The organism is Streptomyces sp. KLMMK, assembly GCF_036961605.1.
Taxonomy (GTDB): domain Bacteria; phylum Actinomycetota; class Actinomycetes; order Streptomycetales; family Streptomycetaceae; genus Streptomyces; species Streptomyces telluris.
Window position 1 is genome coordinate 1 of sequence record NZ_JBAMDC010000542.1, and the last position, 3,587, is coordinate 3,587.

The window sequence follows — 3,587 nt, forward strand, 5'->3', positions numbered from 1 at the left end:
GCGCCCTCGGCGTGCGTCTCGGCGGCACCCTCGCGTACGCGGGCCGCGTCGAGCACCGGCCCGTGCTGGGGGCGGAGAACCGCCCGGTGGCGACGGACGACATCGAGCGCGCAGTACGCCTCTCGCGCCGGGTGTCCCTGCTGGCCCTGGGAACGGCCGTGGTGGGCAGGCTCTCTGTCGGAAGCTTCGCACGGTACGCACGGAGGAGGAGCCGGTGACGGCTGACAGGAGCGGGCCCGCGGGCCCGCTGGGCGGGGGCCTGCTGGTGGCCGGCACCACCTCGGACGCGGGCAAGAGCGTGGTGACGGCCGGCATCTGCCGCTGGCTGTCGCGCAAGGGCGTCAAGGTCGCGCCGTTCAAGGCGCAGAACATGTCGCTCAACTCGTTCGTGACGCGCGAGGGCGCGGAGATAGGCCGGGCCCAGGCCATGCAGGCGGCCGCGGCCCGCGTGGAGCCGAGCGCCCTCATGAACCCCGTGCTGCTCAAGCCGGGCGGCGACCGCAGCAGCCAGGTCGTGCTGATGGGCAAGCCGGTGGGCGAGCTCAGTGCGCGCGGCTATCACGCGGGCCGCCAGGAGCAGCTGTTCGGCACGGTGACCGAGTGCCTGGAGGAGCTGCGGCGCACGCACGACGCGGTGATCTGCGAGGGCGCCGGCAGCCCGGCCGAGATCAACCTGCGGCGCAGCGACATCGTCAACATGGGCATCGCCCGGGCGGCCCGGCTGCCCGTGGTCGTGGTCGGCGACATCGACCGCGGCGGCGTCTTCGCCTCGTTCTTCGGCACGACGGCCCTGCTCTCGCCCGAGGACCAGGAGCTGATAGCGGGTTACGTCGTCAACAAGTTCCGTGGCGACGTGACGCTGCTGGAGCCCGGCCTGGACATGCTGTACGAGCTGACGGGCCGGCGGACGTTCGGCGTCCTGCCGTTCGCGCACGGCCTCGGCATCGACGAGGAGGACGGCCTGCGGGTCTCGCTGCGCGGCGCCGTACGGGAGTCGGTAGTGGCCCCGCCGCACGGGGCGGACGTGCTGCGGGTCGCGGTGTGCGCGGTGCCGCTGATGTCCAACTTCACGGACGTGGACGCGCTGGCGGCCGAGCCGGGCGTGGTCGTCCGCTTCGTGGACCGCCCCGAGGAGCTCGCCGACGCGGACCTGGTCGTGGTGCCGGGCACCCGCGGCACCGTGCGGGCCCTGAACTGGCTGCGGGAGCGCGGCCTCGCGGACGCCCTGGCGCGGCGCGCCGCCGAGGGCCGGCCCGTCCTGGGCATCTGCGGCGGCTTCCAGCTGCTGGGCGAGCGCATCGAGGACGAGGTGGAGTCCCGGGCGGGCGTGGTGGAGGGCCTGGGCCTGCTGCCCGTACGGGTGCGGTTCGCGGTGGAGAAGACCCTGGCGCGGCCGGTCGGCACGGCCCTGGGCGAGCCCGTCGAGGGCTACGAGATCCACCACGGCGTGGCCGACGTCCGCGGCGGGGACGAGCCGTTCCTCGACGGCTGCCGGGTGGGCGCCGTGTGGGGCACGCACTGGCACGGTTCACTGGAGAGCGACGGCTTCCGGCGGGCCTTCCTGCGGCGCGTCGCGGAGGCCGCGGGCCGGGCGTTCGTCCCGGCACCGGACACGAGCTTCGCGGCGCTGCGGGAGGAACAGCTGGACCGGCTGGGCGATCTGATCGAGGAACACGCGGACACGGACGCGCTGCTGCGGCTGATCGAGGACGGGGTCCCCCCGGGGGTTCCGTTCATACCGCCGGGTGCACCGGCTCCGCTCGCGCGGAACGACAACACAGGGGGTACCCGTTGACGGCCTCGGCCACCTACCCGTTCACCGCGGTCGTCGGCATGGACGACATGCGGCTGGGCCTGCTCCTCAACGCCGTCTCGCCGTCCATCGGCGGGGTGCTCGTACGGGGTGAGAAGGGCACGGCGAAGACGACGACCGTCCGCGCCCTGTCCACGCTGCTGCCGTGGATCGACGCCGTCGCCGGATGCCGGTTCTCGTGCGACCCGGCATCCCCCGACGCCCGCTGCCCGGACGGCCCGCACGAGGACGGGGCGGCGCACGCCGCCCGTCCCGCCCGCATGGTCGAACTGCCCGTCGGCGCCTCCGAGGACCGGCTCGTCGGCGCGCTCGACATCGAGCGGGCGCTGGGCGAGGGCGTGAAGGCGTTCGAGCCCGGTCTGCTGGCCGACGCGCACCGGGGGGTGCTGTACGTCGACGAGGTCAACCTCCTGGGCGACCATCTGGTCGACGCCCTCCTCGACGCCGCCGCCACCGGCGCCTCCTACGTCGAACGCGAAGGCGTCTCCGTGCGCCACGCGTCCCGCTTCCTCCTCGTCGGCACCATGAACCCCGAGGAGGGCGAGCTGCGCCCGCAGCTCCTGGACCGCTTCGGCCTGACCGTCGAGGTCGCGGCCTCGCGCGAGCCCGACGAGCGCGTCGAGGTCGTGCGCCGCCGCCTCGCCTACGACGAGGACCCGGCCGCGTTCGCCGCGAAGTGGGCCGCCGAGGAGGAGACGCTGCGGGAGCGGATCGCCGCCGCCCGCGCGATGCTGCCGTCCGTACGCCTGGGCGACGGCGCGCTGCGCCGCATCGCCGCCGTGTGCGCGGGCTTCGAGGTGGACGGCATGCGCGCGGACATCGTGACCGCGCGCACCGCGACCGCCCTCGCCGCGTGGGCGGGCCGCACGGACGTGTCGACCGCGGACGTACGGCAGGCGGCGCTGCTGTCGCTGCCGCACCGGCGCCGGCGCAACCCCTTCGACGCGCCCGGCCTGGACGAGGACAAGCTCGACGAGATCCTCGGCCGGTTCGAGGACGACGAGCCGGAGCCCGAGCCGGAGCCGGAGCCCGAGGGCCCCGACGACGACGGCCCGGACGGCGGTCCCAATGGCGGCGGGCAGCCCCCGCAGGACGGCACGGGCCCCGACGGCACCCCCGACGTACCGCAGCAGCGCCAGGAGCCGGAGTCGGCCGGCCCCGAGCCCGCCTCCCCGGAGAGTCCGGACGCCCCCGAGGGCGCCCCCGCCCGCGGGGAGGCCCCCGAGGCCCCGGCCGTCGCCGCGGCCGACCCCTTCCGCATCCGCAAGTTCGACGTCCCCGGGCTCGGGGAGGGCGCCGACGGCCGCCGTTCGCGGGCCCGGACGGCACACGGCCGCACGACCGGGGCCCGCCGCCCCCGCGGCGCCCTGTCCAAGCTCCACCTGGCCGCCACGGTGCAGGCCGCCGCCCCGCACCAGCGGGCGCGCGGGCGCAGCGGCGCGGGGCTCGTCGTCCGCCGCGACGACCTGCGGGAGGCGGTGCGCGAGGGCCGCGAGGGCAACCTCGTGCTGTTCGTCGTGGACGCCTCCGGCTCCATGGCCGCCCGCAAGCGGATGAGCGCCGTCAAGGGCGCGGTGCTGTCCCTGCTGCTGGACGCGTACCAGCGCCGGGACAAGATCGGCATGGTGACGTTCCGGGGCGCCGGCGCGGACGTGGCGCTGCCGCCGACGTCCTCGGTGGACACGGGCGCGGCGCGGCTGGAGAAGCTGCCGACCGGCGGGCGCACGCCCCTGGCGGCGGGCCTCCTGCAGGCGCACGAGGTGCTGCGGGTGGA

2 protein-coding genes and 1 pseudogene are annotated in these 3,587 nt (G+C 75.9%); all 3 read left to right on the plus strand.

What is annotated here, in order from left to right; translation table 11 throughout:
• Nucleotides 1-218: pseudogene (locus tag V7793_RS35205) on the plus strand (cobalamin biosynthesis protein); the annotation flags it as partial.
• A 29-nt stretch (nt 219-247) separates the two neighbouring features.
• The gene (locus V7793_RS35210) at nt 248-1,795 is read left to right on the plus strand and encodes a cobyric acid synthase (RefSeq protein WP_336013760.1); all 1,548 of its coding nucleotides are present in this window, start codon (nt 248-250) and stop codon (nt 1,793-1,795) included.
• A gap of 38 nt (nt 1,796-1,833) precedes the next feature.
• Nucleotides 1,834-3,587: VWA domain-containing protein (locus V7793_RS35215; RefSeq protein ID WP_336013761.1), on the plus strand; the 1,754-nt coding region annotated here is incomplete at its 3' end.